The sequence below is a fragment of the Nonomuraea sp. NPDC050478 genome (assembly GCF_044458265.1).
Lineage (GTDB): Bacteria > Actinomycetota > Actinomycetes > Streptosporangiales > Streptosporangiaceae > Nonomuraea > Nonomuraea ferruginea.
The window spans coordinates 810,859-836,818 of record NZ_JBITHT010000003.1 but is presented as its reverse complement, the minus strand read 5'-3'; the positions used below and the strand labels follow the sequence as shown (position 1 = coordinate 836,818).

General features: G+C 71.3%; 26 protein-coding genes. 18 read left to right on the top strand and 8 right to left on the bottom strand.

The features are described from left to right. Positions 1-56: 56 nt before the first annotated feature. Positions 57-1,226, top strand: a complete 1,170-nt coding sequence (locus ACIBF7_RS18215; protein WP_364230034.1) for a lytic transglycosylase domain-containing protein — start codon at positions 57-59, stop codon at positions 1,224-1,226. Here the strand turns inward: ACIBF7_RS18215 and ACIBF7_RS18210 are convergent. Beyond that, complete coding sequence (locus ACIBF7_RS18210) at positions 1,217-2,194, bottom strand: ferrochelatase (protein ID WP_271275914.1); 978 nt, start codon at positions 2,192-2,194, stop codon at positions 1,217-1,219. The genes ACIBF7_RS18215 and ACIBF7_RS18210 overlap by 10 nt on opposite strands. Before the next feature lie 86 nt (positions 2,195-2,280). Between ACIBF7_RS18210 and ACIBF7_RS18205 the strand changes: the two genes are divergently transcribed. Both ACIBF7_RS18205 and ACIBF7_RS18200 read left to right on the top strand, forming a co-directional pair. Next, the gene (locus ACIBF7_RS18205; RefSeq protein WP_271275913.1) at positions 2,281-4,227 is read left to right on the top strand and encodes an alpha/beta fold hydrolase; all 1,947 of its coding nucleotides are present in this window, start codon (positions 2,281-2,283) and stop codon (positions 4,225-4,227) included. Next, a complete protein-coding gene (locus ACIBF7_RS18200; RefSeq protein ID WP_271275912.1) occupies positions 4,227-5,042 on the top strand; it encodes an inositol monophosphatase family protein in 816 nt (271 codons plus the stop codon). The genes ACIBF7_RS18205 and ACIBF7_RS18200 overlap by 1 nt, the downstream gene beginning before the upstream one ends. Positions 5,043-5,105: 63 nt before the next feature. Here the strand turns inward: ACIBF7_RS18200 and ACIBF7_RS18195 are convergent, their stop codons facing one another. After that, on the bottom strand, positions 5,106-5,267 hold the full coding sequence (locus tag ACIBF7_RS18195) for a hypothetical protein (RefSeq protein WP_187281037.1): 162 nt from the start codon (positions 5,265-5,267) through the stop codon (positions 5,106-5,108). A gap of 233 nt (positions 5,268-5,500) precedes the next feature. On the opposite strand from ACIBF7_RS18195, the gene ACIBF7_RS18190 reads away from it, so the two are divergent. The 4 genes from ACIBF7_RS18190 (at position 5,501) to ACIBF7_RS18175 (ending at position 8,871) form a co-directional block, all read left to right on the top strand. Further along, the gene (locus ACIBF7_RS18190; protein WP_219543126.1) at positions 5,501-6,154 is read left to right on the top strand and encodes a response regulator transcription factor; all 654 of its coding nucleotides are present in this window, start codon (positions 5,501-5,503) and stop codon (positions 6,152-6,154) included. Positions 6,155-6,204: 50 nt separating this feature from the next. Continuing rightward, positions 6,205-7,476 carry a HAMP domain-containing sensor histidine kinase gene (locus tag ACIBF7_RS18185; RefSeq protein WP_271275948.1) on the top strand — a complete coding sequence of 424 codons (1,272 nt, stop codon included), beginning with the start codon at positions 6,205-6,207 and terminating at the stop codon, positions 7,474-7,476. A 285-nt stretch (positions 7,477-7,761) separates the two neighbouring features. Beyond that, complete coding sequence (locus ACIBF7_RS18180; protein WP_148030302.1) at positions 7,762-8,061, top strand: DUF4193 domain-containing protein; 300 nt, start codon at positions 7,762-7,764, stop codon at positions 8,059-8,061. A 15-nt stretch (positions 8,062-8,076) separates the two neighbouring features. Beyond that, positions 8,077-8,871: a hypothetical protein gene (locus ACIBF7_RS18175; protein WP_271275911.1), complete on the top strand. Its 795-nt coding sequence runs from the start codon at positions 8,077-8,079 to the stop codon at positions 8,869-8,871. A gap of 41 nt (positions 8,872-8,912) precedes the next feature. Here the strand turns inward: ACIBF7_RS18175 and paaI are convergent, their stop codons facing one another. Beyond that, positions 8,913-9,281, bottom strand: coding sequence for a hydroxyphenylacetyl-CoA thioesterase PaaI (gene paaI, locus ACIBF7_RS18170; protein ID WP_148034405.1), 369 nt, complete (start codon positions 9,279-9,281; stop codon positions 8,913-8,915). A 151-nt stretch (positions 9,282-9,432) separates the two neighbouring features. Then, positions 9,433-9,825 (bottom strand): hotdog fold thioesterase, encoded by a 393-nt coding sequence (locus ACIBF7_RS18165; RefSeq protein WP_397197620.1) that lies wholly within the window; start codon positions 9,823-9,825, stop codon positions 9,433-9,435. Between the two features lie 163 nt (positions 9,826-9,988). On the opposite strand from ACIBF7_RS18165, the gene ACIBF7_RS18160 reads away from it, so the two are divergent. Genes ACIBF7_RS18160 through ACIBF7_RS18150 form a run of 3 tightly spaced genes read left to right on the top strand, consistent with a single transcriptional unit; the run spans position 9,989 to position 13,955 of the window. After that, positions 9,989-10,948 (top strand): MBL fold metallo-hydrolase, encoded by a 960-nt coding sequence (locus tag ACIBF7_RS18160; RefSeq protein WP_397197619.1) that lies wholly within the window; start codon positions 9,989-9,991, stop codon positions 10,946-10,948. A 9-nt stretch (positions 10,949-10,957) separates the two neighbouring features. Then, on the top strand, positions 10,958-12,496 hold the full coding sequence (locus tag ACIBF7_RS18155) for an FAD-dependent monooxygenase (RefSeq protein WP_397197618.1): 1,539 nt from the start codon (positions 10,958-10,960) through the stop codon (positions 12,494-12,496). A gap of 22 nt (positions 12,497-12,518) precedes the next feature. Continuing rightward, the gene (locus ACIBF7_RS18150) at positions 12,519-13,955 is read left to right on the top strand and encodes a trehalose-6-phosphate synthase (RefSeq protein ID WP_148030305.1); all 1,437 of its coding nucleotides are present in this window, start codon (positions 12,519-12,521) and stop codon (positions 13,953-13,955) included. Here the strand turns inward: ACIBF7_RS18150 and ACIBF7_RS18145 are convergent. Beyond that, positions 13,885-14,172 carry a DUF4235 domain-containing protein gene (locus ACIBF7_RS18145; protein WP_148030306.1) on the bottom strand — a complete coding sequence of 96 codons (288 nt, stop codon included), beginning with the start codon at positions 14,170-14,172 and terminating at the stop codon, positions 13,885-13,887. The genes ACIBF7_RS18150 and ACIBF7_RS18145 overlap by 71 nt on opposite strands. A gap of 108 nt (positions 14,173-14,280) precedes the next feature. On the opposite strand from ACIBF7_RS18145, the gene valS reads away from it, so the two are divergent. From valS to ACIBF7_RS18110, 7 genes are all read left to right on the top strand, one after another. Then, the gene (valS, locus tag ACIBF7_RS18140) at positions 14,281-16,758 is read left to right on the top strand and encodes a valine--tRNA ligase (RefSeq protein ID WP_271275908.1); all 2,478 of its coding nucleotides are present in this window, start codon (positions 14,281-14,283) and stop codon (positions 16,756-16,758) included. Positions 16,759-16,852: 94 nt separating this feature from the next. Further along, complete coding sequence (locus ACIBF7_RS18135; RefSeq protein WP_364230027.1) at positions 16,853-18,049, top strand: AI-2E family transporter; 1,197 nt, start codon at positions 16,853-16,855, stop codon at positions 18,047-18,049. Between the two features lie 11 nt (positions 18,050-18,060). Next, positions 18,061-18,615 (top strand): PaaI family thioesterase, encoded by a 555-nt coding sequence (locus ACIBF7_RS18130; RefSeq protein WP_148030309.1) that lies wholly within the window; start codon positions 18,061-18,063, stop codon positions 18,613-18,615. Further along, positions 18,612-19,052 carry a dUTP diphosphatase gene (dut, locus tag ACIBF7_RS18125; RefSeq protein WP_219543132.1) on the top strand — a complete coding sequence of 147 codons (441 nt, stop codon included), beginning with the start codon at positions 18,612-18,614 and terminating at the stop codon, positions 19,050-19,052. The genes ACIBF7_RS18130 and dut overlap by 4 nt, the downstream gene beginning before the upstream one ends. A gap of 20 nt (positions 19,053-19,072) precedes the next feature. Next, positions 19,073-19,708: a DUF3710 domain-containing protein gene (locus ACIBF7_RS18120; protein WP_271275905.1), complete on the top strand. Its 636-nt coding sequence runs from the start codon at positions 19,073-19,075 to the stop codon at positions 19,706-19,708. Positions 19,709-19,737: 29 nt separating this feature from the next. Next, on the top strand, positions 19,738-20,124 hold the full coding sequence (locus tag ACIBF7_RS18115) for an OB-fold nucleic acid binding domain-containing protein (RefSeq protein ID WP_148030311.1): 387 nt from the start codon (positions 19,738-19,740) through the stop codon (positions 20,122-20,124). A gap of 4 nt (positions 20,125-20,128) precedes the next feature. Continuing rightward, on the top strand, positions 20,129-20,794 hold the full coding sequence (locus tag ACIBF7_RS18110) for a DUF3159 domain-containing protein (RefSeq protein WP_364230022.1): 666 nt from the start codon (positions 20,129-20,131) through the stop codon (positions 20,792-20,794). A gap of 55 nt (positions 20,795-20,849) precedes the next feature. Here ACIBF7_RS18110 and ACIBF7_RS18105 read toward each other — a convergent pair whose 3' ends face one another. Both ACIBF7_RS18105 and ACIBF7_RS18100 read right to left on the bottom strand, forming a co-directional pair. Next, on the bottom strand, positions 20,850-21,509 hold the full coding sequence (locus ACIBF7_RS18105) for a TrkA family potassium uptake protein (RefSeq protein WP_364230020.1): 660 nt from the start codon (positions 21,507-21,509) through the stop codon (positions 20,850-20,852). Next, positions 21,509-22,174: a TrkA family potassium uptake protein gene (locus ACIBF7_RS18100; protein WP_364230019.1), complete on the bottom strand. Its 666-nt coding sequence runs from the start codon at positions 22,172-22,174 to the stop codon at positions 21,509-21,511. Before ACIBF7_RS18100 ends, ACIBF7_RS18105 begins: the two co-directional genes overlap by 1 nt. 103 nt (positions 22,175-22,277) lie before the next feature. On the opposite strand from ACIBF7_RS18100, the gene ACIBF7_RS18095 reads away from it, so the two are divergent. Then, positions 22,278-24,320 (top strand): APC family permease, encoded by a 2,043-nt coding sequence (locus tag ACIBF7_RS18095; protein WP_219543135.1) that lies wholly within the window; start codon positions 22,278-22,280, stop codon positions 24,318-24,320. Here the strand turns inward: ACIBF7_RS18095 and ACIBF7_RS18090 are convergent. Continuing rightward, complete coding sequence (locus tag ACIBF7_RS18090) at positions 24,307-25,935, bottom strand: alpha/beta-hydrolase family protein (protein ID WP_364230018.1); 1,629 nt, start codon at positions 25,933-25,935, stop codon at positions 24,307-24,309. The two genes, ACIBF7_RS18095 and ACIBF7_RS18090, sit on opposite strands and share 14 nt — an antisense overlap. Positions 25,936-25,960 lie beyond the last annotated feature (25 nt).

Below are 25,960 nucleotides of genomic sequence, written 5' to 3'. Positions count from 1 at the left end.
GCATCGTCTGTCCGGATGGCAACAGATTTCTTGGCGAGTGGGTTAACGTGTCCCGGGTGTCCGGTCTTCCCTCCTTGCGCGCGGTGCTGCTCATGGTCACCGCCGTGCTCGCGGTCACGATCGCGGCAGGCGGCGTGGTGCTGGTCATGGGGGAGGATCCGTCCGCCGGCCCGGCGGCGCGGGAGACGGAGAAACGGCCCGAGAGGCAGACCGCGGGCCTGGACAAGCTCGTCCCCACCACGCCCCCGACCGCCGCTCCGGTGAAGGAGTTCGGCGAGGGCGGCGCCGGCGTCACCCCCACCCCGCCGCGCGTGCTCGCCATCGCGCCGGGCGAGGTGCCCAAGGAGACCCGCTTCGCGCTGTCGGCGCTCAAGCACGTGCAGAAGGCCATCGTGGTGGACGCGGGCTCGGTCAAGGTGGCCGGCACCGGGCTCAACCTGCTCGCGGTGGACCAGGCCGAGTTCCGCTCCTGGACACCCGAGGCGGTCGCCGGGCACCCCGGCGTGTGGAGCGCGCTGGCCAGGGGAGAGTTCGTGGCCGACGCGGCGGCCGTGCGCAAGTACGACCTCAAACTCGGCGCGTACTACCAGGTGGACGGCGGGCCCCGGCTGCGGCTGGCCGCCTCCGCGCCGCTCGGCCTGACCGGGGTCGACGCGCTGGTCGGCACCGAGCTCGGCCGCGCGCTCGGGCTGGCCCCCGGCGTGGCGGTGCTGCTGCACGGCAAGGAAGGCAAGATCAGCGAGGCGGGCGTGCGCAAGGCGCTCGGCCAGGGCGCCCAGGTCGTCATGCTCGACAAGGCTCACCGGGAACGCGAGCAGCCGCAGCGGGCCGCCGTCACCACCGGCAGGCCGGGCAGCTACCTGGAGTTGTACCAGCAGGCGGCCACCCGCTGCCCCGGCCTGTCATGGACCGTGCTGGCCGCCATCGGCCAGGTGGAGAGCGGCCACGGCCGCAACAACGGCCCCTCCAGCGCGGGCGCGCTCGGGCCGATGCAGTTCATGCCCGCCACCTGGAAGGCCTACGGCGTGGACGGCGACGGCGACGGCAAGAAGGACATCTGGAGCCCGTACGACGCGGTCCCGGGAGCGGCGAACTACCTGTGCGCCGTCGGCGCCGGCCAGGGCGGTGAGAAGCTGCGCAAGGCCGTCTGGCACTACAACCACTCATGGGACTACGTGAACAAGGTGCTCGGCATCGCCGACGCCTACGCCCGCTCCTACACCTGATCCGGCACCTGAGCGGGCCTGCGCTTCGGCGCCGGGCAGCAGGTGAGCGCGCAGGGCACCGGCTCCGGCTCGTCCATCAGCTCGCGCACCATCCGCACGAACGCGGGGTGGGTGCCGGCCGTCGACGCCCGCTCCATCGGCAGCCCGCGCTCCTCGGCCACCTGCCTGGCCTCGGTGTCGAGGTCGTAGACGACCTCCATGTGGTCGGAGACGAACCCGATCGGCACCAGCACCGCGGCCTCGGCGTCGAGCCCACGCAGGTGGTCGCAGACGTCCGGCTCCAGCCACGGCACCTGCGGCGGGCCGCTGCGCGACTGCCACACCAGGTCCCACGGCGCGGTGCGGCCCAGCGCCCGGTTGACCAGCTCGGCCGTGCGGCGCAGCTGCGCCTCGTACAGGCCGCCCGACGGCCCCGCGGTCTCGGCCATGGAGACGGGGATGCTGTGGGCGGTGAAGACCAGCCGGGCGTGGTCGTGGCCGGCCCTGTCCTTGAGCCGGTCGAGCGCCTGCCGGGTGTGGTCGGCCATCGCCGCGACGAACCCGGGGTGGTCGCCGTAGTGGCGCAGCTTCACCAGCTCGGGGCCGCCGTCGAAGGAGATCCTGGCGATGTCCTCGTAGTACTGACGGCAGCTGGAGTAACCCGCGTAGGCGGAGGTGGCGAACACCGCGGCCCTGCGCACCCCGTCGTCGGCCATCCGGCGCACGGTCTCCTCGCCGAACGGGTGCCAGTTGCGGTTGCCCCAGTAGACCGGCACGCCCGCCACCGGGCGCAGCGCCTCGACCAGGTCGCGGTTCTGACCGTTGATCGGGCTCACGCCGCCGAAGCTCTGATAGTGCTCGGCGACCTCCAGCAGCCGCTCGCGCGGGACCCCCCGGCCGCGCACCACGTTCTCCAGGAAGGGCATGACGTCGTCGGGACCCTCGGGACCGCCGAACGACAGCACCAGCAACGCGTCGTAATGTGCCACGTGAACAAGCCTATGGCGACGTGCCGGTGGTCCCGCCAGGAGGTAGGTTCGGACAAGTGAGCCCCTTTGACGATATCCGTGACTATGTGGCCATCCCACGTGTCCACTCGCTGAAGCTCTCCCCCGACGACTCCCGGCTCGTCTCCGTGGTCCAGACGCTCAACCCGGACGGCAAGTCGTACGGCACCGCGCTCTGGGCGATCCCCCTCGGCGGCGAGCCGTACCGCCTGACCCGGTCGGCCAAGGGCGAGACGGCGGCCGAGTTCACCGGCACGGGCGACCTGCTGTTCACCAGCTCCCGCCCCGACCCCACCGTGAAGGACGCGGACGAGGAGGTGGCGGCGCTCTGGCTGCTGCCCGCGGGCGGCGGCGAGGCCCGCCGGATCGCCGCCCGCCCCGGCGGCGTCGGCGCCTTCAGGACCGCGGGCGACACGGTCGTGTTCGCCTCCGACGTGCTGGACGGCGAGGAGGCGGACGAGGCCGAGCGGCGCAAGGCTCGCAAGGACGCCGGGATCAGCGCGATCCTGCACGAGGGCTACCCGGTCCGCTACTGGGACCACGACCTCGGCCCCGGCCGCACCCGCCTGTTCGCCGGCAGGCTCGGCCCCGACGGCCTGGAGGACGTCCGCGACCTGACCCCCGACCCGGGCGAGGCGCTGCGCGACGCCGCCTTCACGCTCACCCCCGACGGCCGCACGGTGATCTCCACCTGGCGGATCCCGCTGTCCCACGCCGAGCAGCGCGTCGAGCTGGTCGCGATCGACGTGGAGTCCGGGGAGCGGCGCACGCTCGCCAGTGAGGAGGGCCACGACTTCGGCGGCCCGCTCGCCGTCTCGCCGGACGGCACCAAGATCGCCTGCGTCCGCGAGCGGCACGCCGCCCTGGACCGGTCCGTCCGCATCGAGCTGTGGATCGGCGACCTGGCCACCGGCGAGGGGCGGACGTACGCGCCGGACCTGTTCCCCTCGGACGTCGTGTGGGCGCCGGACTCCGCCGCCGTGCACATCGCCGCCGACCACCAGGGCCGCCGCCCGGTCTTCCGCGTCACGCTGGAGGACGGCGAGGTGACCAGGCTCACCGCGGACGACGCCTCGTACCTCGCGCTCAACGTCTCGGCCGACGGCGGGTCCCTGTACGCGCTGCGCAGCGGGGTCGCGCTGGCCCCAGGCCCCGCCAGGATCGGCCTCGACGGCGCCATCGCCGACCTGCCCTCGCCCGCGCCGCGCCCCGAGACCCCCGGCACCCTCACCGAGGTCACCGCCACCGCCGACGACGGCGTCACCATCCGCGGCTGGCTCGTGCTGCCGGAAGGCGCCTCCGCCGCCGACCCCGCGCCGCTGCTGCTGTGGATCCACGGCGGCCCGGTGGCCTCCTGGAACGACTGGCAGTGGCGCTGGCAGGCGTGGATCATGGCCAGCCACGGCTACGCCGTGTTGATGCCGGACCCCGCCCTGTCCACCGGCTACGGTCAGGGCATGATCGACCGCGGCTGGGGCGACTGGGGCCCGCGCACCATGGCCGACCTTGAGGCCATCGTGGACGCCGCGCTGACCAGGGACGACCTCGACGCCGGGCGCACGGCCGCGATGGGCGGCTCGTTCGGCGGCTACATGGCCAACTGGGTCGCCGGCCACACCGACCGCTACCGGGCGATCGTCACCCACGCCTCGCTCTGGCACCTCGACCAGTTCGCCGGCACCACCGACGCGGCCATGTACTGGCAGCGCGAGTTCGGCCCCGCGGGTTCGGAACGTTACAGCGAGCTCTCGCCGCACCTCGCCCTGGACAAGATCACCACTCCGATGCTCGTCATCCACGGCGACAAGGACTACCGCGTGCCCATCGGCGAGGGCCTGCGCCTGTGGTGGGACCTGCGGCGCAGCGGCGTGGAGTCGAAGTTCCTGTACTTCCCCGACGAGAACCACTGGATACTCAAGCCGGGCAACGTCGTCGCCTGGTACGAGTCCGTCCTGGCCTTCCTCGCCCACCACGTGCTCGGCGAGGAGTGGAAGCGCCCGGAGTCGGTGGCCTGATGCCCGGCACCACCACACCCGCCGGTTTCCTGCGGCTGGCCGAGGACATCGCCCGCGAGGCCGGCGACATGCTGCTGGCCAAGCGGCCCTCGATGTCCACCCGCTCGGCCGACATCGAGACCAAGTCCAGCCCCACCGACGTCGTCACCGTCCTGGACCGGGCCTCCGAGCAGCTCATCCGCGAGCGCATCCTGGCGGTCAGGCCGGGCGACCGGATCCTCGGCGAGGAGGAGGGCGACCGGCCCGGCGAGACCGACGTGCGCTGGGTCGTCGACCCGATCGACGGCACGGTCAACTTCCTGTACGGGCTGCCCGACTGGGCCGTGTCCATCGCGGTCGAGGTGCGCGGCCGGGTGGTGGCGGGCGTGGTGAACGTGGCGCCGCGCGGCGAGGTGTTCACCGCCGCCCTGGACGAGGGCGCCTGGCTCGGCGGCGAGCGGCTGCGGTGCGACCCGGCGCCGCCGCTCGGGCAGGCGCTGGTCGCCACCGGGTTCGCGTACGGCGCGGCGCGGCGGGCCGTCCAGGCCGAGGTGCTGACCGGGGTGCTGCCGCGGGTACGCGACATCAGGCGCGGCGGATCGTGCGCCGTCGACCTGTGCTCGGTGGCGCTCGGCCGGGTCGACGCCTACTACGAGCGGGGCGTCAACTACTGGGACTACGCGGCGGGCGGGCTGGTCGCCGCCGAGGCCGGGGCCAGGGTCGGCGGCCTGCACGGCGGGCCGTGCGGCGCCGAGATGGCGCTCTGCGCGCCGCCGGGGCTGTTCGAGGAGCTGCATGACCTGCTCGCGGCGCTCGACCCGGCACGCGACTCCTGAGGTGAGGACGCCGACGGCCGGAGCCACTCCTTCGGGGCTCCGGCCGTCGGCGTGAAAACCATGTCAGCGCAACGGGATACCGTGATCGTCCGCTAGGCGGCGCAGATCCTCGATCTCGGCGGTGAGGGTGTCGGCGAGGTAGTCGTCACCGGCGCTCCTGGCTTCCCGAAGACCCTTGTAAGCCTGGTCGAGGCGGCTTTCGATCGTGGTCGTGAACTCGCCCATCTCACCTACTCTCTCAGGGGTTCGATTCGTACGGGGCGAAGGCCCACCCGCCCGTGCGGAGCCCGAAGGGGACACGGGCGCATGGGTGTCTCGCAGGCATACCCAGACCTCTCGCCGTCCGAAACATGGAATTCTCTGTGGGCTGCGTCACCTGTCCCTGGACATGCCTTACCGTGCGCTTATCGAAGCGAGGGGCACAATGAGTCATCAGAACCAGAGGAAGGTGTGGCAGCGTGCGCGTACTGGTGGTCGAGGATGAGAAGGTTCTCGCCGACGCTATCGCGACCGGGCTGCGGCGCGAGGCCATGGCCGTGGACGTCGCCTACGACGGCGGCGGAGCGCTCGAACGCACCTCCTACATCGACTACGACGTGATCGTGCTCGACCGTGACCTGCCGGTCGTGCACGGCGACGAGGTCTGCCGCCGCCTGGTCGGGCAGCGCACCGCGTCGCGGATCCTGATGCTGACCGCGTCGGGCGACGTGGACGACAAGGTGGAGGGGCTCGGCCTGGGCGCCGACGACTACCTCGCCAAGCCGTTCGTGTTCGTCGAGCTGGTGGCCCGGGTGCGGGCGCTCGGCCGCCGGTCGGCGCCGGCCCTGCCGCCGGTGCTGGAGCGCTCCGGCATCCGGCTCGACCCGGGCAAGCGGCTCGTGGAGCGTGACGGCCGGGAGATCGTGCTGACCAAGAAGGAGTTCGCCGTCCTGGAGGAGCTGCTGCGCGCCGAGGGCGCGGTGGTCAGCCAGGAGGACCTGCTCGACAAGGCATGGGACGAGAACATCGACCCGTTCACCAACGTGGTGCGGGTGACCATGATGACGCTGCGGAAGAAGCTGGGCGAGCCTCAGGTGATCGAGACCGTCCCCGGCGTGGGGTACAAGTTGTGACAGAACCGTCGGATCGGGAGCCGGGCCGTGAGTCGGTGCCGACGCATCCGATGATCAGCCCGCACTCGGCGCGGGCCGCCAGGCAGGGGCCGCCGCCCCCGCCGAGCGGGCCGCCTGCCTGGGACGGCCCGCCGCCGCCCGAGTACGGCCCGGTGAAGCACGACCCGGCGGCGGGCATCAAGGGGCTGACCGGGAAGGTCAGCATCCGCTGGCGGCTCACGCTCACCTACAGCGCGATGTTCTTCACGGCCGGCGCGATGCTGCTCGTGGTCATGTACTTCATCATCCGCTCGACGCTCTACACCGGGTTCGAGTTCCAGCTCCAGGTGCCCGGCTACATCTCCCCGGAGTTCGCGGCCGACCTGCAGCAGCAGGTGCAGCTGCTGCGGGTGAACCAGATCAGCGAGGTGCTGGACACCCTCGTCAGGCAGTCGATCCTGGTGCTGCTCGGCGTCGGCATCCTGGCGGTCATCCTCGGCTACTTCGTGGCCGACCGGGCCCTGCGGCCCGTCACCCAGATGACCGCGACCGCCCGCAAGCTCTCCGAGAGCACGCTGGCCCACCAGCGCATCGGCCTGGAAGGCCCGGACGACGAGCTGAAGGAGCTCGCCGACACCTTCGACGACATGCTCACCCGGCTCAACGTCGCCTTCGACACCCAGCGCCGGTTCGTCGCCAACGCCTCCCACGAGCTGCGCACGCCGCTGACCATCAACAGGACGGTGCTGGAGATCGCGCTGTCCGATCCGGAGGCGTCCGAGGACCTCAAGGCGCTCGGCCGTACCCTCCTGGAGGTCAACGCGCGCAACGAGAAGCTCATCGAGGGCCTGCTGCTGCTGGCCAGGAGCGAGCGCGAGCTCGCGGTGCGCAAGCCGGTGGACGTCAAGGAGGTCGCGCAGACGGCCGTGGACCAGGTGACGCCGTTCGCCGCGGAGCACGGCGTCACGCTCACCACCGAACTGGTGAGCACCCCTACCATCGGCGATCCGGTGCTCCTGGAACGCTCGGTGAGCAATCTGCTGGAGAACGCCGTCAAGTACAACCTTCCCGAAAACGGAAAAGTCTGGATCCGTACGGGAATGGTGGACGGGGCCTTGGTTGTTCAGGTGGCCAACACGGGGCAGCATGTCCCGGCGTACGAGGTGAACAGCCTGTTCGAACCGTTCAGGAGGCTCAACGCCGACCGGGTGGATTCGGCCAAGGGAGCGGGTCTCGGGCTGTCCATCGTCCGTGCTGTGGTGCAGGCTCACGGCGGCAACGTCAACGCGGTGCCGCGGGAGGGTGGCGGACTAGTGGTGACGATCCGGCTGCCGCGACGTTGATCCGGCGTGTTGCCCCACGGGGGGCGTCTCGTTCGCGTCGCACATGTGGTTGGATGTGCCGTCGAACACGGTGGCGCATGACGCCAAGGCTGTGGGTTTCGCCATATTTGGCTAACCACTGCCGTCGGCAGCAGGCCCTGACGTGTTGGGAGGTTCGTCGTCCGTTTCCTCGGGGTACCGAGAGGAAATCTCCCCGGCGGAACGGGCACAAGATGAGCTTCCCGGACGTTAGAACACGCGCGATGAGCGCGAACACATATTGATGAGGGGGATGGAGTAAGCACGATGGCTACCGACTACGACAGCCCGCGCAAGACCGACGACGACCTGGGCGAAGACAGCCTCCAGGAACTCCAGGCGCGGCGCACTGACAAGTCGTCTGGCAGCATCGACATCGACGAGACCGACCTGGCCGAGTCGCTGGAGCTGCCCGGTGCGGATCTGTCGAACGAAGAGCTCAGCCTGCGCGTGATCCCGCGTCAGGCTGACGAGTTCACCTGCGCGCGCTGCTTCCTGGTGCACCACCGCAGCCAGCTGGCCTCGGAGAAGAACGGCCAGCAGATCTGCCGGGAGTGCGCCGCCTGATAAGGAGGCATACGCGTGGCATCACCTGATCGACACTCAGAAGACGAGGCCGCCGACCCCGGTCAAGAGGTCGGCGAACTCGTGGGCAGGCTCACCCAGCCGGGTGAGCTCGAACCGGCCGAGCGGCGCAAACTGCTCGGCCGACTCACACGCGCGCTTTCCGTGGGCGCGGCGAGAGCCAGGAAGTCCGGCGCCGGCCGCGGCCGATGGCTGGCCGACGTCTTCCTCAACATCGCGCCCCGCATCCCGATCAGGGACCTGCACACGCTCTCCCAGCACCACCAGGGCCTGACCGGCGAGGAGCTCGCCGACGACCTGGTACGCACCGCCATGAAGGGCACGATGACGGTCGGCGCCATCGGCGGCGCGGTCGCGGCGGCCGAGTTCGCCGCTCCTCCTCTCCTCCTCTCCGCCCCCGCCCAGCTCGTCGCCGAGACCATCGTGGTGGCCGCCATCGAGGTCAAGCTCCTCGCCGAGCTGCACGAGGTGTACGGGGTGCACGTCGACGGCACCGGCGCCCAGCGCGCGATCGCCTTCACCGCCGCCTGGGCCAAGCAGCGCGGGATCGACCCGCTGGCCCCCTCCTCGGTGACGCTGGCGCTCGGCGCCGCGACCAAGACCGCGCTGCGCAACCGCCTGCTGAGGGTCCTCGGGCGCCACCTGACCACGTTCGGCCCGTTCCTCACCGGCGCCGTGGCCGGCGGCACGCTCAACCGCATGGCCACCAAGAAGCTCGCCGCCGCCATCCGCGACGACCTGCGGGTCAAGACGCTGCCGCCCGGCCAGGAGCGCGGGCGCTTAGGCCCGTAGCCCGCCGAACCTCCGCACGTCCCCCTGTAGCCCGCCCCCGCTCATCTCAGCTCCCTGCTCCGCCCCCTGAACTCCGCCACCACCTTGCCGTCCGCCCTGCGCACCGTGACGTCGTAGACGCCGCTGCGCCCGTAGCGGGTGCGCTCGGCGGCCTCGGCCACCAGCACGTCGCCCTCACGGACGGGCGAGACGAAGGTGATGTCGGCTCCGCCCGCGACCGTGACGGCGCCGTAGGTGTTGCACGCGCACGCGAACGCCGTGTCGGCCAGCAGGAACACGTAGCCGCCGTGACAGAGCGCGTGCCCGTTGATCATCTGACCGGTGACCTTCATCCGGCACACGGCCCGGCCGGGATCCAGCTCGACCAGCTCGATGCCGAGCGCGGCGGAGGCGGTGTCGTCGTCCATCATGCGACGCGCGGTCTCCAATGGACCCTCCCGATTACCGACCGACTGTTCGGTAATCACTTCACGCCTGACGGCCCCTGTCAAGCACGCGGGCCGTCACCCGTCGACTTCGAAGAGGATCGGCGGGAAGAAGCGGATGATGGCCGGGTATGTCCTAGCTGCCGTCGCCTGACCGGGAGGGACCATGGCCAAGCCGTTCGCCTCGTCGGCGGACCTCGCCGACAAGACGCGCTCCTTCGAGGAACTGGCCGAGGGCGTGTACGCGCTGACCGCCGAGGGCGACCACGTCGCCCTCGCGGACGGGGGAGACGAAGGTGATGTCGGCGCCGCCCGCGACCGTGACGGGGCCGTAGGTGTTGCACGCGCACGCGAACGCCGTGTCGGCCAGCAGGAACACGTAGCCGCCGTGACAGAGCGCGTGCCCGTTGATCATCTGGCCGGTGACCTTCATCCGGCACACGGCCCGGCCGGGATCCAGCTCGACCAGCTCGATGCCGAGCGCGGCGGAGGCGGTGTCGTCGTCCATCATGCGACGCGCGGTCTCCAATGGACCCTCCCGATTACCGACCGACTGTTCGGTAATCACTTCACGCCTGACGGCCCCTGTCAAGCACGCGGGCCGTCACCCGTTGACTTCGGCCAGGATCGGCGGGAAGAAGCGGATGATGGCCGGGTATGTCCTAGCTGCCGTCGCCTGACCGGGAGGGATCATGGCCAAGCCGTTCGCCTCGTCGGCGGACCTCGCCGACAAGACGCGCTCCTTCGAGGAACTGGCCGAGGGCGTGTACGCGCTGACCGCCGAGGGCGACCCCAACGTCGGCGCCGTCGAGGGCGAGGACTTCCTGGTCTGCTTCGAGGCCATGGCCACCCCCGTGGCCGCCCGCGAATGGCTGGCGCTGCTGCGCGAGCACACCGGCAAACCGGTCCGCTACCTGGTCCTGTCCCACTACCACGCGGTGCGGGTGCTGGGCGCGTCGGCGTTCGGCGCGGACGTGATCGTCGCGCACGAGAAGACCCGCGAGCTGATCGCCGAGCGCGGCGCGGAGGACTGGGCCAGCGAGTACGCCCGCATGCCCCGGCTGTTCAAGGAGCCCGCGTCGATCCCCGGCCTGACCTGGCCGACGCTCACGTTCGGCGACCGGCTCGCCATCGACCTCGGCGGCGGGCGCGGCCGGCTGGAGCTGCACCACTGCGGGCGCGGCCACACCGAGGGCGACCTGGTGGCGTGGCTGCCGGAGCAGCGCGTGATGTTCGCCGGCGACCTGGTCGAGTCGCGGGCCGCCCTCTACACCGGCGACGCCTTCCACCGCGCATGGGCGTCGGCGACGCTGGACCGGGTGGCCTCGTTCGGCGCGCGGACGCTGGTCGGCGGCAGGGGAGAGGTGGCGCGCGGCCGGTCGGAGGTCGACGCGGCCATCGCCCAGACCCGCGAGTTCCTGCGGGTCATGCTGCGTGAGGTCGGCGCGGCCCACGAGCGCGGCGGCACGCTCAAGGAGGCGTTCCAGGCCGCGCACCGGGCGCTCGAACCCCGCTACGGCGCCTGGCCGATCTTCGAGCACTGCATGCCGTTCAACGTCTCCCGGCTGTGGGACGAGCTGGACGGGGTCGAGCGGCCGCGCGTCTGGACGGCGGAGCGCGACCGCGAGGTGTGGGCGCGGCTCCAGAGCTGAGGAGGGCCGATGCAGGACGCGCAGGTCATCGTGGTCGGCGCCGGGCCGGTGGGGCAGACCGCGGCGCTGCTGCTGGCCCGCTGGGGGGTGCGGGTGCTCGTCCTCGACGGGCGGCCGGGGCGCGAGCCGGCCGGGTCGAAGTCGATCTGCCAGCAGCGCGACGTGCTCGACATCTGGGCGGCCTGCGGCGCCGGCCGGATCGCGGAGGAGGGCCTGGCCTGGACCACGGCCCGCACGTACTACCGGGGCGAGGAGCTGTTCTCCTGGACCTTCGACGGCGGGCCGGGGCTGCCCGCGTGCGTGAACATCTCGCAGACCCGCACCGAGCAGATCCTCGACGCGGCGCTCGCCGCCCAGCCGCTGGCCGAGGTGCGGTGGGACCACCGGGTCACCGGTCTCGAACAGGACGACGGCGGCGTCACCGTGCGCTGCGGCGACCGCGTGCTGCGCGCCCCGTACGCGGTGGTCTGCGCGGGCGCCCGCGGCCAGGCGCTGCGGCAGGCGCTCGGGGTGACGTTCGACGGCGAGACGTTCGACGACCAGTTCCTCATCTGCGACGTCCGCGCCGACCTGCCCGGCTGGGAGCACGAGCGGCGCTTCCACTTCGACCCGGTGTGGAACCCCGGCCGCCAGGTGCTCGTCCACCCCTGCCCCGGCTCCACCTACCGCGTCGACTGGCAGATCCCGCCGCACGCCGTGCCCACCGGTGAGGAGGTGGCGCGGAAGATCCGGGCGATCGTCGGCGACCGCGACTACGAGCTGCTGTGGCAGACGACCTACCGCTTCCACTCGCGCATCGCCTCGCGGATGCGGGCCGGGCGGGTGCTGCTGGCGGGCGACTGCGCCCACCTGGTCGCGCCGTTCGGGGCGCGCGGCCTGAACTCCGGGGTGCCCGACGCCGAGAACGCCGCGTGGAAACTCGCGTTCGTGCTCAACGGGTGGGCGCCGGAGGAGCTGCTGGAGACGTACCACGACGAGCGGCACGCCGCCGCCCGCGAGAACCTGGAGGTCACGGCGGCCACCATGCGCTTCCTCGCGCCCCGTACGGACGAGGAGCGGGCGCGCAGGCGTGCGGCGCTGGAGACCGCGCTGGCCACCGGGCGGGCCGACGGCGTCGACTCCGGGCGGTTCGCCGAGCCCTTCTGGTACGTGGACTCGCCGCTCACGACCCCCGACCCCGGCCGGCCGTTCGCGGGCAGGCCGCCCAAGGGCGCGCTGTGCGATCCCTGCCCCGGCGTGATCGTGCCCGACATGCCGGTGCCCGGGGGGCGGCTGCGCGAGTTCTGCCCCGACGGTTTCCTGGTACTCCTGGGCGAAATGTGTGATTCGGGTTTGTTTGCGCAGGTCCTGGGCAAGGTCTGTACGGCGCCGCTCGTCGTCCGCGAGCTCGCGGAGGTGGATGGGTCGGGCGTGCTCGCTGAGAGGCTCGGCGCCAGACCCGATGAGGCGTGGCTGATCAGGCCCGATGCCCATATCGCCGCGATCGTCCCCCATGCGGGGCCGGACTCGGTGGTGGCCGCTGTGAGGCGCGCTTCGCGCCTTCCGTGACAGTGAGTCAAGGAGGAATTGGGTGGTTGGCCGTAGTTCGTTTCTGATCGTCGCGAACCGGTTGCCCGTCGACCGGGTCGTCGAGCAAGACGGAACGGCCTCGTGGCGCCGGAGCCCTGGTGGTCTCGTCACCGCCATCGCGCCGGTCATGCAGCGTCGCCACGGCGCCTGGCTGGGCTGGCCCGGGGCGCCGGACGAGGAGCTGGAGCCGTTCGAGCAGGACGGGATGAACCTCATCTCGATCCCGCTGACGGCCGAGGAGATCGAGCTCTACTACGAGGGTTTCTCCAACGCGACGCTCTGGCCGCTCTACCACGACGTGGTGGCGCCGCCGGTGTTCGAGCGGTCGATGTGGGAGGCGTACCGGGCGGTCAACGAGCGCTTCGCCCGCGCGGCGGCCGCGCACGCCGAGCAAGGCGCGGTCGTGTGGGTGCAGGACTACCAGCTGCAGCTCGTGCCCGCCATGCTGCGCGAGCTCAGGCCCGACCTGCGCATCGGCTTCTTCCTGCACATCCCGTTCCCGCCCGTCGAGCTGTTCTGGCAGCTGCCGTGGCGGCGCGAGCTGGTCCAGGGTCTGCTCGGCGCCGACCTGGTCGGATTCCAGCTGCCCGGCGGGGCCGCGAACTTCCGCCGGTTGTGCCGCAGGCTGCTCGGCGTCCCGTACAAGGGCAGTGAGATCTTCCTGGAGGACCGGATCGTCCGCACGCAGGCGTTCCCGATCAGCGTGGACTTCGGCGAGCTGGACGAGATGGTGCGCCGGCCGGAGGTGGTCTCGCGCGCCAAGGAGATCAGGATGGAGCTGGGCGACCCCGAGCACGTGCTGCTCGGCGTGGACCGGCTCGACTACACCAAGGGCATCGGGCAGCGCCTGGAGGCGTTCGGCGAGCTGCTCAAGGACGGCCGGATCACCCCCGGCGAGGCGGTGTTCGTGCAGATCGCCACGCCCAGCCGGGAGCGGGTGGAGGAATACAGGCGCCTGCGCGACGACATCGAGCTGCAGGTGGGGCGGATCAACGGCGAGACCTCGGAGTTCGGCAGCCAGCCGATCCAGTACTTCCACCAGTCATACCCGAAGGACGAGCTGGCCGCGCTCTATCTGGCGGCCGACGTCATGGTGGTCACGCCGCTGCGCGACGGGATGAACCTGGTCGCCAAGGAGTACGTCGCCTGCCACCACGACCTGAACGGCGCGCTGGTGCTCAGCGAGTTCGCCGGGGCGGCCGACGAGCTGCGCCAGGCGTTCCTGGTCAACCCGTACGACGTGGAGGACCTCAAGCGCCAGATGCTCGCCGCCATGCGGGCCACGCCGCACGAGCTGGCCCGGCGGATGCGTACGATGCGCCGCCGGGTCGCCACCTACGACGTGGACCGCTGGGCCAGCGAGTTTCTCAGCTCTCTGGAGTCACCGTCCGCTTCAGAGCCCGCCATGAGTCGTAGCGCTTCTTGGCCGTCCGGTTGACCACGATCTGCGCGACGGACATGCCGACGCCCATCACGACGGCGTAGCCGATCGCCTCCCCCATGCTGACCTCGGGTGAGTCTGGGTCGATAGGCGGCTCCTTGCCGGTCGCCTTCACCCAGGCGAACCCGAGCAGCTTCCTGGCGGCCCAGGCTGTCACCAGCCCCACCAGGCCCCCGACGACTCGCCAGGCGATGTCGGGCTTGTCATCCGCCATGCGATCTCTCCTTCCCCTTTGTAACGAACCCTAGTCTGTGCCGCTTCGAGGCCCCGGCAAGCCGTACCATAAGGAGGCATGACTCAGCAGCGACTACGCCATGCGTCCATGCCCGAGAAACCGTCTCTCGACGGCCTGGAGCAGGTATGGGTAGCCCGCTGGGAAGAGCAGGGCACCTACCGGTTCGACCGGTCGAGGCCGCGCGAGCAGGTCTACTCGATCGACACGCCGCCGCCCACCGTCTCCGGCTCCCTGCACGTCGGTCACGTCTTCTCCTTCACCCACACCGACATCATGGCCCGCTACCAGCGCATGATCGGCAAGTCGGTGTTCTACCCGATCGGCTGGGACGACAACGGCCTGCCCACCGAGCGCCGCGTCCAGAACGTCTACGGCGTGCGCTGCGATCCGTCGTTGCCGTACGACCCCGACTTCGTGCCACCGGAGAAGCCCGGCAAACGTGAGGTCTCCATTTCGCGGCGCAACTTCGTGGAGCTCTGCCACAAGCTGACGGAGATCGACGAGCGGGCGTTCGAGGAGGTGTGGCGGCGGGTCGGCCTGTCGGTCGACTGGTCGCTGCTCTACACCACGATCAGCGACGAGTCGCGCCGGGTGTCGCAGCGGGCGTTCCTGCGCAACCTGCGGCGCGGCGAGGCCTACCTCGCCGAGGCGCCGACGCTGTGGGACGTCACCTTCCGCACCGCCGTCGCCCAGGCCGAGCTGGAGGACCGCGAGTGGCCCGGCGCCTTCCACAAGATCTCGTTCTACGGCGAGAAGGGGCCGGTCTGGATCGAGACGACCCGGCCTGAGCTGATCCCGGCCTGCGTGGCGCTGGTCGCCCACCCCGACGACGAGCGCTACCGGTCGCTGGTCGGCACGTCCGTGCTCACCCCGCTGTTCGGCGCCGAGGTGCCGGTGCTGGCCCACCACCTGGCCGAGCCCGACAAGGGCACCGGCATCGCGATGATCTGCACGTTCGGCGACGTCACCGACGTGACCTGGTGGCGCGAGCTCGACCTGCCGACCCGCCCGGTCATCGGCTGGGACGGCCGGCTGCTGCCCGAGCCGCCCGAGGGCGTCGAGACCGACCCCTACAAGGAGCTGGCCGGCAAGACCGTCCACAGCGCCCGCGAGCGGATCGTGGAGCTGCTGCGCGAGTCCGGCGATCTGGAGGGCGACCCGCGGCCGGTGCGGCGGCCGGTCAAGTTCTACGAGCGCGGCGACAAGCCGCTCGAGATCGTCACCACCCGCCAGTGGTACATCCGCAACGGCGGGCGCGACGAGGCGCTGCGCGAGCGGCTGCTGGAGCGGGGTCGCGAGCTGGCCTGGCACCCTCCGCACATGCGGGCCCGCTACGACAACTGGGTGGGCGGCCTGGCCGGTGACTGGCTGATCTCCCGTCAGCGGTTCTTCGGCGTGCCGTTCCCCGTCTGGTATCCACTCGACCAGGACGGGCAGCCGGTCTACGACGAGCCGATCCTGCCGCCGGAGGAGGCGCTGCCGGTCGACCCGTCGTCCGACGCCCCGCCCGGCTACGCCGAGGAGCTGCGGGGCATGCCCGGCGGCTTCATGGCCGACCCCGACGTCATGGACACCTGGGCGACCTCGTCGCTCACGCCGCAGATCGCCGGGCGCTGGGAGACCGACGACGACCTGTTCCGCCGGGTGTTCCCGGCCGACCTGCGCCCGCAGTCCCACGAGATCATCCGCACCTGGCTGTTCGCCACCGTCGTCAGGTCCCACCTGGAGTTCGGCGGCCTGCCCTGGAGCGACGTGGCCATCTCCGGGTGGATCCTCGACCCCGACCGCAAGAAGATGTCCAAGTCCAAGGGCAACGTGGTCACCCCGATGGACCTGCTGGAGCAGCACGGCTCCGACGCGGTCCGCTACTGGGCGGCCAACGGGCGCTACGGCGTCGACACGGCCTTCGACGCCGGACAGCTCAAGATCGGGCGCCGGCTGGCCATCAAGATCCTCAACGCGTCGAAGTTCGTGCTCGGGCTCGGCGAGGGCGGCGGCGAGGTCACCGAGCCGGTCGACCTGTCGATGCTCGCGGCGCTGTCCGGCGCGGTGCGCGAGGCCACCGAGGCCTTCGGCGGCTACGACCACACGCGGGCGCTGGAGGTCGCCGAGCGGTTCTTCTGGACCTTCTGCGACGACTACCTGGAGCTGGTCAAGGCCAGGGCGTACGGGAGCGACGCGGCGGCGGCGTCGGCCCACGAGGCGCTGCGCCGCGCGCTCGACGTGCAGCTGCGGCTGTTCGCGCCGTTCCTGCCGTTCGTCACCGAAGAGGTGTGGTCCTGGTGGCGCGAGGGCTCGGTGCACGGCGCCGCCTGGCCGGAGCCCGGGGCCGTCGCGGGCGACCCTGCGGTGCTGGAGGCCGCCTCCGAGGTGCTCCGCCAGGTGCGCAAGGCCAAGTCCGAGGCCAAGCAGTCGATGCGGGCGGAGGTGTCCAGGCTCACGGTGACCTCGCCCAGGGCCGGGCTGGTCCGGCTCGCCCAGGACGACCTGTGCGGCGCCGGGCACGTCGAGGAGTTCGTGCTGGAGCACGGCGAGGAGACCTCGATCGAGGTGGAGCTGGGCTGACGCGGGAGTTTCCCCGCGGGCGGGGTCGCCGCGGGAGGAATACGGGGCGGTCGATAGGCGCGCGTCCCGCGCTTGGACGTGCCAGTCTTGGAGTGTGCTGAGCGACCGCCCCACCAAACTCGTGCCGCCCGTGCTGGCCAAGATGGCGGCCTGGAGCCTGTGCCTGATCCTCACCGGCGTGGTCGTCTTCTACTTCGTCCAGATCATCGCCCGGCTCAGCTTCGTGGTGCTGCCCGTGGCGATCGCCCTGCTGCTGACCGCGCTGCTCTTCCCGATGACCAGGAGCCTGCGCCAGGCGGGCATGCGGCCCATCTACGCCACCTGGCTCACCATGATCGCGGCCCTGGCGGTCCTGGCCGGCACCGGCTGGCTCGTCGGGGCCCGCGCCACCGACGAGTTCCCCAACCTGGTCAAGCAGGTCCAGGCCACGGTGGGCGAAGTGCAGGAATGGCTCGTGACCGGGCCGCTCCACCTGCAGCAGACGCAGATCACCCAGTACTTCAACGAGGTGGTCGCCCTCATCGAGGCCCAGCGCACGGCCATCACCGGCACGGTGCTGACCGCCGGGGCCGTGGCCGTCGAGGTGCTCGCCTCCATCGTGCTGCTGCTGTTCGTCACGTTCTTCCTGCTCAAGGACGGCGACCGGATCTGGGGCTGGTTCCTCAAGGGCTTCGGGCGGATGTCGCCGCGGGTCGACAGGGCGGGCCGGGCCGCGTGGAGCACGCTCTCCCACTACGTGCAGGGCAGCGTGCTCGTCGCCGCCGTGCACGGCGTGGTCATGGGCATCGTGCTGGCCGGCATGGGGGTGCCGCTCTGGGCGCCGCTGGCCGTGCTGATCTTCCTGGCCAGCTTCATCCCGATCGTCGGCATCTTCTTCGCCGGCACCGTCGCCACCCTGGTCACGCTCGGAGCCAAGGGCATCGTGTACGCGCTGATCTTCGTCGGCATCCTGGTGGTCGAGCAGCAGCTGGAGAACCACGTGCTGCAGCCCCTCATCGTGGGGCGGGCGCTGAAGTTCCACCCGCTGGCGATCATCCTGGCGCTGTCGGTGGGCGGCATCCTGGCGGGCATCGCCGGGGCCGTGGTGGCCGTGCCGGTGGCCGCGGTCATCTACCGGGCGCTCCCCGAGCTGATGACCGACCTGCCGGCGCTTCCACCACCCTCCATGGTGGCGGTCGCCCCGCCGGTCGCCGCCGGCTCGGAGCTGCCCGGCGCCCCGGCCGGCTCCCAAGGACCCGCCGACGACGGGAAACCCGGTGCGGCGGGACGATCCGGTGCTGACAGCGAGTAATCTCATCACCCGTGACCCGCTCCACCCTGACCACCCCGCCACCCGGCGCCGAGCCCCCGAAGACGCACCCTGACGGGCCGTCCGCGGGCGGCTCGCTCGGCTCCCACTTCAGCCGCTGCTTCGGCTGCGGCGACGACCACCCCACCGGTCTCCACATCGCCGCCGTCACCCCCGACGGCGCGAGCGTCGAGGCCGCGTTCACCGTGGGGGAGTCGCACCAGGGCGCGCCCGGGCTGGCGCACGGCGGCGTGCTCGCCAGCGCCATGGACGAGGTCATCGGAATGTCCATCTGGCTGCTCCGTAAGCCCTATGTCACGGCACGGCTGGAGACCGACTACCTTCTCCCCGTTCCCGTCGGCACGACACTCCACCTGCGCGCCTGGTGCACCGGGATAGCGGGCAGGAAGGCGTACCTTGAGGCTGAGGGGCGCGTGGGCGCCCCGGGCGGCCCGGTCGCCGTCCGGGCGGCGGCGCTGTTCATCGAGGTGGACATGACGCACTTCGCCGAACACGGCGACCTCGCGGCCCTGCAGGCCGAACACCAGGACTACGAGGTGAACCCGTGAGCGAGCCGGAGGTTCTCATCCAGCGGCTCGACCCCGGCCTGCCGCTGCCCTCCTACGCCCATCCCGGCGACGCCGGCGCCGACCTCTACGCCGCCGAGGACGCCGAGCTGCTGCCGGGCGAGCGGGCCGTCATCCGGACCGGCGTGGCGATCGCGCTGCCCGACGGCTACGCCGCGTTCGTGCATCCCCGCTCGGGGCTGGCCGCGCGCCACGGCGTCACGCTGGTGAACGCCCCCGGCACGGTCGACGCCGGCTACCGCGGCGAGATCAAGGTCACCTTGATCAACACCGACGCGAAGGAGCCCTTCAGGCTGCGCCGCGGCGACCGGATGGCCCAGCTCGTCTTCCAGCGGGTGGAGACGGCGGCCTTCCGTGAGGTCGGCGAGCTGCCCGGGTCGGCGCGGGGCACGGGCGGCCACGGTTCCACAGGACGTTGATACAGGGAGAGTGAGACACAGTGTTCCGTCGTCGCCGTCGTGAGCAGCAGGAGCAGGTGGCCGAGGCGACCGCTCAGGCGCCCACCCGCGAGTCCGGCCCGTGGGACGCCGACGAGCCCCACCCCGACACCGAGCGGATCGACCTGGGCGGCCTGCGGCTGCCCCACAACCCGGCCTTCGACGTCCGCCTGGCTTCGGTGGGCGACCAGCACGTCGGCGTCGTCGTGCTGTGGGAGGAGAGCTCGCTGCAGCTCCAGGCGCTGGCCGCGCCCAAGTCGTCCGGGCTGTGGGAGGAGGTCAGAGCCAAGATCAAGAACGCCGCCAAGACGCTGGAGGAGCGCGAGGGGCCGTTCGGGGCCGAGCTGGTGGGCAAGGTGACCGTGGAGGGCTCCGACAGGGCCGCCCGCTATATGGGCGTCGACGGGTCGCGCTGGTTCCTGCTGGCCGTGGTCAACGGCCGGGCGGCGGTCGACGACGAACTGGCCGCCGCGTTCGTCGACTTCATCAAGGACATCGTGGTGGTGCGCGGCGACGAGCCGATGGCCCGCGAGGAGTCGATCCCGCTGCGCCGTCCGAACGACCAGGCCGCCGCCGAGCAGCCCGAGGTGCGTGAGAACCCCTTCAGACGAGGGCCGGAGATCAGCGAGATTCGCTGATCAGCCCTCATCACATAGGCTGATTCATCATGAGTACGGCAGAGCCTCCCAAACGTGGGGGATTGCGCGGTCTCCTGAGCCGGCTGACCTCCAGCCAGTCCGAGATCGAGGCCCAGGAGCTGCGCGAAGACGCCGACGAGGCCGGCGCCACCCCCATCGCCGCGTGTGGCGGCCGCCGCCGCTTCTGCGTCGCCGGTACGCTACGTACTGTCACCCTGCGCCCGAGAGGCGGGGCGCCCGCGCTCGAAGCCGAGCTCTACGACGGCTCCGACGTGATCGACCTGGTCTGGCTCGGCCGCCGCAAGATCGCCGGCATCGAGCCGGGCCGCCCGGTCAAGGCCGAGGGCCTGGTGAGCATCCAGGACGGACGCAAGGTGATGTTCAATCCGCGATACGAGCTGCGCCCAGGGAGTTGATCAGGTGAGTGCCGAGGCCGGAGAGGCCGCCCACCAGACCGTCGAGGCGGCGGTCCGAGCCCAGCTCGCCAAGGCGTTCGGCGGCGTCCGGGGCATCGCCGAGGCGGCCGTCCCGACGATCGCCTTCACCCTGACCTGGATCATCACCGAAGAGCTCCGCCTGTCGCTCATGATCAGCATCGCGCTGGCGGTGCTGCTCCTGGTCGTCAGGCTGGTGCAGCGGTCGACGCCGCAGTTCGTCATCAACAGCCTGATCGGCATCGCCATCGGCGCGTTCTTCGCCAGCCGTACGGGTGAGGCCAAGGACTACTTCCTGCCCGGCATCCTGTGGAACGGCGCCTACGCGGTCGCGATGCTGGTCTCGATCGTCGCCCGGTGGCCGGTCGTCGGATTCCTCATCGGGTCGGTGACCAACGACCCGGTCGGATGGCGCAAGGACCCGGGCATCGTCAAGCTCTGCACCCGGCTCACCTGGCTGCTCATGCTCCCGTGTGTGGTGCGGGTGGCGGTGCAGCTGCCGGTCTACCTGTTCGGCGGCGGCGACCAGGCGGTGGCGGCGCTGGGCTTCGCGAAGATCGTCATGGGGTGGCCGCTCCAGGTGGCGGCCCTGACGGCGATGGTCTGGGTGCTCGGCCGCGGCCGCACCCCGATCACCCCACCGGCCACCTGAGCCCGCCCTGCCGGGACCCCGCGCTCCATGGCGGGGTCCCGCGCCGGGAGACGGGTCAGTGCTGGGAGAGCAGGCGGGCGAGCTCCTGCTCCACCTCCTGGTTGGCCACGAAGAGCAGCTCATCGCCCGCCTCCAGCGGATCGTCGGCGGTGGGCACCAGCACCCTGCCCTCGCGCAGGATCGCCACCAGCGCCGAGTCAATCGGCCACGGCACCGAGCCCGCCCGCTGGCCCACCACCGGCGCGTCCTCGGCCAGCGTGAGCTCGACCAGGTTGGCCTGACCCTGGCGGAACGTCATCAGCCGCACCAGGTCGCCGACGCTCACCGCCTCCTCGACCAGCGCGCTCAGCAGACGCGGCGTCGAAACGGCCACGTCGACCCCCCACGACTCGTTGAACAACCACTCGTTGTTGGGGTGGTTGATCCGCGCCACCACGCGCGGCACGCCGTACTCGGTCTTGGCCAGCAGCGACACGACGAGGTTGACCTTGTCGTCGCCGGAGGAGGCGACGACCACATGGCAGTTGTTGAGCCCGGCCTCGTCGAGCGAGGCGATCTCGCACGCGTCGGCGAGCAGCCACTCGGCCCGCGGCACACTGTCGATCTTGATCGCTCTGGGGTTGTTGTCGATGAGCAGCACCTCGTGGCCGTTCTCCAGGAGCTCGGCGGCGATGGAGCGGCCGACGGCCCCCGCTCCGGCGATGGCGACCCGCATCAGTCTTCCTCCTCCGGCGCCGCGGCCAGCAGCTTGTTGACCCGGTCCATGTCGCGCTCCGCGGCGATCATGTGGAGGACGTCGCCCTCCTGCACCACCGTCGATCCGGTGATCACCACGGCCTCGCCCATCCGGTTGATGAACGCCGCCCGGGCCCGCGCCCGGTCCTCCAGGTCGACCACGCGGGTGCCGATCCACGCCGGGTTGACGTTCACCTCGGCCAGCACGACCGTGCCGGTCGGGTCGCGCCAGAGCGGCTCGGTGCCCTCCGGCAGGAGGCGGCGCAGGATCTGGTCGGCGGTCCACCGCACGGTGGCCACGGTGGGGATGCCGAGCCGCTGGTAGACCTCGGCCCGGCGCGGGTCGTAGATGCGGGCCACCACGTTGTCGACGCCGAACGTCTCCCGGGCCACCCGGGCGGAGATGATGTTGGAGTTGTCGCCGCTGGAGACGGCCACGTAGGCGGAGGCGGACTCGATGCCGGCCTCGGTGAGCACGTCGCGGTCGAAGCCGATGCCGGTCACCCGGCGGCCGCGGAACCCGGCCCGCAGGCGGCGGAACGCCTGTGGATCGCGGTCGATGATCGCGATCGAGTGGCCGTTGTCCTCGAGGATGTGGGCGAGGGTCGAGCCGACCCGGCCACATCCCATGATCACAATATGCATACTCCCCCGCACTTCGCGGTCATCTGGACGCTCGACACCAGTATGGACCGCGCCGGGCGCTCGCCGTCTGCCTGGATCCGGGAGCGGGCTAACATTCCGTAACGTGGCGAAAGCATCGGATCTCGTCAAACGCCTGCTCGTGGGACGAGCCCTGCGCAGCGGCCAGCTCCACGAGCAGCTCCTGCCGAAGCGCCTCGCGCTGCCGGTCTTCGCCAGCGACGCCCTCTCCTCCGTGGCGTACGCGCCCCAGGAGATCCTCGTCATCCTGTCCCTGGCGGGTGTGGCGTTCTACTCCTACAGCCCGTGGATCGCCATCGCCGTCATCGTCGTCATGATGACGGTGGTGGCGTCGTACCGGCAGAACGTGCACGCCTACCCCAGCGGCGGCGGCGACTACGAGGTGGCCTCCACCAACCTGGGGCAGAACGCCGGGCTCACGGTGGCCAGCGCGCTCATGGTCGACTACGTGCTCACCGTCGCGGTGTCGGTGGCCAACGGCGTCGACTACGTGGGCGCCACGATCCCGTTCGTCGCCCAGCACAAGCCACAGGTCGCGATCGGCATCGTGATCCTGCTCACACTGGTCAACCTGCGCGGGCTGCGCGAGTCGGGGCTGGCGTTCGCGGTGCCGGTGTACGCGTTCATGTTCGCCGTGCTCGGCATGATCGCGATCGGCTCGTACGAGCTGGTCTTCCTCGGCATCGAACTGCGCGCCCCCACCGCCGACTTCGGCATCGTGGCCGAGCAGAGCGACCTGACCGCCTTCGCCGCGGCGTTCCTGATCCTGCGCGCCTTCTCCACCGGCTGCGCGGCGCTCACCGGCGTCGAGGCCATCAGCAACGGCGTGCCCGCCTTCCGCAAGCCCCGGAGCCGCAACGCCGCGAAGACGCTGCTCATGATGGGCCTGATCGCGGTCGCCATGTTCGGCGGCATCACCGCGCTCGGCCTGGCGTCCGGCGTCAAGGTGGCGGATCCGTCGGTCGCCGCGACCGACCTGCTGCGGCCCGACGGCACTCCCGTCGGCCCCGGCTACCACCAGCAGCCGATCATCTCCCAGGTGGCCGACGCGGTCTTCGGCGGCGGCTCGGCCCCGTTCTACGTCATCTCGGGCGTGACCGCGCTGGTGTTGTTCCTGGCCGCCAACACCGCCTTCAACGGCTTCCCCGTGCTCGCCTCGATCCTGGCCCAGGACCGCTTCCTGCCGCGCCAGCTCCACACCCGCGGCGACCGGCTGGCCTTCTCCAACGGCATCATCATCCTGGCCCTGGCGGCGTGCCTGCTGCTGTGGGGCTTCCAGGCCGACGTCAGCCGCCTGCTCAACCTCTACATCGTCGGCGTCTTCGTCTCCTTCACGCTCAGCCAGACCGGCATGGTCATCCACTGGACGCGCCGGCTGCGTACCGAGGACGACCTGAAGGCCCGCCACCAGATGCACCGGTCGCGGACCATCAACTTCTTCGGCGCCGTGATGACCGGGCTGGTGCTCGTGGTCGTGCTGGTCACCAAGTTCGCGGTGGGCGCGTGGATCGTGTGCATCGCGATGCCGCTGCTGTTCCTCATGATGAAGGGCATCAGGCGCCACTACGACAACGTCGCGGCCGAGCTGGAGCTCACCGAGGACGTCGACATGACCACGCTGCCCGCCCGCAACCACGCGATCGTGCTGGTGTCCAAGGTGCACAAGCCGACCATGCGGGCGCTCGCCTACGCCCGCGCCACCCGGCCCTCCACGCTGGAGGCGATCACGGTCGGCGTCGAGGGCGAGGACGCGCGCCGCCTGCGGGAGGACTGGGAGCGCCGCGGCATCCAGGTGCCGCTGAAGATGCTCGACTCGCCCTACCGCGAGATCACCCAGCCGATCCTCGACTACGTCAAGTCCGTACGCCGCCGCTCCCCGCGCGACGTGGTGACCGTCTTCATCCCCGAGTACGTGGTCGGCCACTGGTGGGAACACCTGCTGCACAACCAGAGCGCGTTCCGGCTGAAGGCGCGGCTGCTGTTCAAGCCGGGCGTGATGGTGACCAGCGTGCCGTGGCAGCTCCACTCGTCCACCCGGTTGTCCGGCCGTCCCGAGCCGCTCGCCCCCGGCGGGGTGCGCCGCCCGCTGCAGCGCTCGTCCGGCGAGAAGGACGTCAACCGCCGCTGATGCGGACGCCCAGGCGCGCGGAGTCGGCGGCGGTCCAGCCGGGGGGCGGGGCGACGGCCGCCCACCCGTACACGATGAGCGACCCGTAGCGGTGGCCGTAGCCGGGCGGGGTGCCCAGCCCGGCCGTCATGTCGCCCAGCACCTGCCAGAAGGTCACCAGGGGGAACCAGTTCATCTGCGGGTTGATCGCCGGCGCGCGCGGCTCCTCCAGCCAGGCCGGCCGGTCGAAGATGAGCCGGGGTGTCCACCACACCACCGGGTCGGAGGCGTTCTGCAGGTAGACCACCCGCGGGCGCGGCTCGCCCGCCAGGTCGGCGGGTCGCTGCGCGAACCGGACGATCTCGCCCGACCCGTAGACGGGCCGCCAGACCGGGCTGCCGGGGTCGCGCTCCGTCGTGAGCTCGTACCAGATGGGGTTGGCGTACGGTGAGCCGACGAACAGCGCACCGTCCGTGCGGGCGACCATGTCGTCCAGCCCGCTGAACGCGCTCTCCATCGAGTAGGAGCCGAGGCTCTCGCCGCCCACCAGGAGCAGCGGCCGGTCGTCCGCGGGCAGCCGCTCCCAGCGCTCCCGGACCGCGTCGAACAGCGTCCGGCCGGCCACCGCCGCCCGGTCCCTGTCGACGAGGAACGACACCCAGCTCGGCAGGTACGAGTACTGCACGGCGACCGTGGCCGTGTCGCCGTTGTACATGTACTCCAGCGCCTCGCAGAGGCCGGGATCGACCCAGCCCGTGCCGGTGGTGCCCAGCACGGCCAGCACCGGCCGCTCGAACGCGCCGGTGCGCTCCAGCTCCCGCACCGCCAGGTCGGCCCGCGCGCGCGGCGTGGGCGCGGACTCCAGGCCCACGTACACCCTGATCGGCTGCTCGGCGGGCTTGCCGGAGAACGTCTCCAGCTCGCGCGGGGTCAGCGCGGCGCCGGTGAACGTGCGCCCCTCCTTGCCGAGTTCCTGCCAGCCCACCAGCGACCGCGGACCGCCCGACAGCTCCGGCGAGGCCGGGCGGCGCACGCCCGCCTGCGTGCTCTCGTTGGCCACCGACGAGACGTTGTTCATCGCGGCGACGAACCCGGAGAACAGCACGTCGTTGAAGAACACCGCGATCAGGAAGGCCACCAGGATCCCCCCGATCGCGTGTCCCACGACGTGCGGGACGTAGCGGTCGAGCCACCCGATCAGCTTGCGCCCGCCCAGCCGCACCAGCCGGGCCAGCGTCAGGAACACGCAGAACAGCACGGTGGCCAGCCCGATGATGACCGGCGGATACCAGGGGATCACGGTGTCCATGCCCATGAGCGCCCGCAGGTCGCGCTGCCAGCCGTAGCTGTAGGACAGCGCCGCCACCGTCAGCGCCGCGCACACCCCGAGCATGACCTCCCAGGCCCGCCGCACCCACCGCGCGGGCGGCCGGTAGCGGATCACCGCGCGGCACCCGGCCCCGATCGACGCGCCCACGCCGTAGCCGAGTATGGCCGTGACGGCCCCCATCACCCCCTGGTACTCCCACGTACGCGGCAGCAGCGAGGGCGTCAGCGAGGCGCAGAAGAACAGCGTGGCGAGGAGCGTCCCGGCGAAGCCGAGCCTCCTGCGCACCACCCGCCCCGACTCCGTCACGATCGTCAACCGTAGTCGAGCGGGC

Coding starts and splice junctions, on each gene's coding strand:
- ACIBF7_RS18200 (WP_271275912.1), top strand. CDS start 4,227: ATGCCCGGCACCACCACACCCGCCGGTTTCCTGCGGCTGGCCGAGGAC.
- ACIBF7_RS18195 (WP_187281037.1), bottom strand. CDS start 5,267: ATGGGCGAGTTCACGACCACGATCGAAAGCCGCCTCGACCAGGCTTAC.
- ACIBF7_RS18185 (WP_271275948.1), top strand. CDS start 6,205: ATGATCAGCCCGCACTCGGCGCGGGCCGCCAGGCAGGGGCCGCCGCCC.
- ACIBF7_RS18180 (WP_148030302.1), top strand. CDS start 7,762: ATGGCTACCGACTACGACAGCCCGCGCAAGACCGACGACGACCTGGGC.
- paaI (WP_148034405.1), bottom strand. CDS start 9,281: ATGATGGACGACGACACCGCCTCCGCCGCGCTCGGCATCGAGCTGGTC.
- ACIBF7_RS18160 (WP_397197619.1), top strand. CDS start 9,989: ATGGCCAAGCCGTTCGCCTCGTCGGCGGACCTCGCCGACAAGACGCGC.
- ACIBF7_RS18155 (WP_397197618.1), top strand. CDS start 10,958: ATGCAGGACGCGCAGGTCATCGTGGTCGGCGCCGGGCCGGTGGGGCAG.
- ACIBF7_RS18145 (WP_148030306.1), bottom strand. CDS start 14,172: ATGGCGGATGACAAGCCCGACATCGCCTGGCGAGTCGTCGGGGGCCTG.
- valS (WP_271275908.1), top strand. CDS start 14,281: ATGCCCGAGAAACCGTCTCTCGACGGCCTGGAGCAGGTATGGGTAGCC.
- ACIBF7_RS18115 (WP_148030311.1), top strand. CDS start 19,738: ATGAGTACGGCAGAGCCTCCCAAACGTGGGGGATTGCGCGGTCTCCTG.
- ACIBF7_RS18105 (WP_364230020.1), bottom strand. CDS start 21,509: ATGCGGGTCGCCATCGCCGGAGCGGGGGCCGTCGGCCGCTCCATCGCC.
- ACIBF7_RS18100 (WP_364230019.1), bottom strand. CDS start 22,174: ATGCATATTGTGATCATGGGATGTGGCCGGGTCGGCTCGACCCTCGCC.